The 2,128-nt window shown below is 70.3% G+C and carries 1 protein-coding gene and 1 pseudogene; both read right to left on the minus strand.

Going from position 1 to position 2,128, the window contains the following annotated elements; genetic code table 11:
• Positions 1-395 (minus strand): annotated as a pseudogene (locus sphsw_RS12105) (GMC family oxidoreductase); the annotation flags it as partial.
• Entirely contained in the window at positions 392-1,750 is a 1,359-nt protein-coding gene (locus tag sphsw_RS12110; RefSeq protein WP_031440842.1) for an alpha/beta hydrolase, read from the minus strand. The pseudogene sphsw_RS12105 and the gene sphsw_RS12110, both read right to left, overlap by 4 nt.
• Between the last annotated feature and the right edge of the window lie 378 nt (positions 1,751-2,128).

Here is a 2,128-nt window from a genome sequence, read left to right on the forward strand (position 1 = left end):
GCCTCGACCTCCGCGATGTACCGGGTCAGCTCGTCAGGATCGATCGGCCAGTCGGCGCCTTCGCCGGTCAGCGTCTTGAGCCGCAGGTCGCGGGGATCGGGACGCGGGCAGAAGGCGCCCCAGTGCAGCGTCGAGCCGCCGACCCCCATCCCCGAATTGTTCGATCCGAACGCGGTCGGCGTCGATCCGCCGCTCAGCCGTTCCTCCATCCAGTAGATGTCGGCCGCGACCTCGTCGGCGACATGCTCGTCGGGGCGGAAGGCGCGGCCCGCCTCGAGCGCGACGACCGACAGGCCCGCCTGTGCGAGCCGGGCGGTGAGCGGCGCACCGCCCGCGCCGGTGCCGATCACGACCGCATCGACGACGTCGTTCGCACCATGCTGCCTCGTCGTCACGCCCCGCGCTCCTGCGACGGGCGCTGCCACGCTTCGGGATCGTCGGCGCCGGTGCGGGTATAGCCCTGCTTGCGGGGGCCATCGCCGCCGACTGCAAAGCCGTCATAGCCGATCGCGGCCATCGTCGCGGGCTGCGCCATCCAGATGCGGACCGTCTCGGCGCGGACATCCTCGAACCAGAGCCGCATCTGCACGGGCGACAGGCGGGTCGCGTCCTCTTCGATGCCGACCGTGCCGCCGGCGATGCGATCGAGCCAGCCGTCCTGGTCGGGATCGGCCAGCGCGACGAAACCGCCGGTCGCCGTATCGAGCGTCGCGAGCCCGCGCGACCACGCGGCGCGGTCGTCCGGCAGTTCGGCGAAGCGCCAGCCGTCGCCGACACCCTGCGCGACCGAGTCGAGGATGCGACCTGCCAGCGCACGGTCGGCGCCGCAATCGGGGAGGATCCGGGCCACCAGCGCCGCGACGGTCGCATGGTCGGCGTCGTCCCATAACGCGGTACCGACGGGCATCGGGTAGATCCGGTCGAGCATCGCGGCGCGCGTTCCGCTGCTGACGCGATCGGAGTCGAGCAGCCGGGCGAAATCTTCGGGCAGCGCGGCCGTCGTCGCCAGTGCCGCATGCTCGCGGATCAGCGCGGCGAGCGCGCGGGGCTGTTCATAGGGGATGAGGTGCGCGGCACCCTGGACGACGCGCACCCGGGCATTGGCATAATGCGGCAGGTTGAGCCGGCGTTGCGCATCCTCGCCGAGATCGCCGTCTTCGGTCCCGGCAATGATCAGCGCGGGGAGCGCGAGCTGCCCGACCGCGGCGGCCCAGTCCTCGCGGCTGCCGCGTTCGAGCCAGCCGAGCCAGGCCTCGCGGTTCGATCGCCGCACGTCGTCGATTGCCTGGTCGCGAAGCGCCTCCGGGAGCGTCTCGGCGGTGTTGGCATCGACGAAGGTTTCCGCATTTTCGCGCGAGGCCTGGCCATCGGCGAACCACCCGATCATCTCCGCCCGGCGTTTTTCGTCCATCGGTTCGGGCGAGGGGGGCGAGGCGGCGACGAGGACGACGCCGAGAATGTTCGCGAGACCCGGCTCGCCCGCGGCAGCGCGCGCGGCGACGAGCGTGGCGATCTTGCCGCCCATGCTGTGCCCGACGAGCACGCAGGCGGTAAGGTCGCGGGCGCGGATTTCCTGCGCCAGCCAGTCGGTCATCGTCCCGACATCGGCATGCCCCGTATCGGCCGCGTCGCCGAACCCCGGCAGGTCGAGCGCGATGCAATTATGATCGGACAAGTGATCGGCGACCTGCTGCCATTCGCGCGCGCTGGCGCCAAGGGCGTGTAAAAACAACAAGGTGGGTGGGGTCATGGGGCCTCGCGAAACTGACCCCTACCGGACGATGCAGGCGCGGAACCGTTCCATCGCATCGGCCGTCGGAATTGACATGGATCAATTTGGTACCGATCTGTGACCATTCTGGGTATGCCTGTCGCGCCGCGCGGGTCTGGACCGGGCGGGCAAAGACCGGCATCCTCGCGCGATGGACGACAATAGCGGTCAGCGCGCCCCGATGATCGACCGTGCCCGCAGCGTCGCGGCAGGGTTTGCCGATGTCGGGCTCACCCAGGCCGAAGAGCTGCTCCGGCGGCTGTCGCCCGAAGGTCGCGAGCAGGCGCGGCGCGACCGCGATGGCGAGCAGGACGACGACAGAGACCAGATTTTCGGGATTGCTGATGCTCAGCGTAC

Source organism: Sphingomonas sp. FUKUSWIS1, from assembly GCF_000733135.1.
Taxonomy (GTDB): domain Bacteria; phylum Pseudomonadota; class Alphaproteobacteria; order Sphingomonadales; family Sphingomonadaceae; genus Sphingomonas; species Sphingomonas aerolata.

Bases quoted from the DNA above. Each gene is read 5' to 3' on its own strand.
- sphsw_RS12110 (WP_031440842.1), bottom strand. From the start codon at position 1,750: ATGACCCCACCCACCTTGTTGTTTTTACACGCCCTTGGCGCCAGCGCG.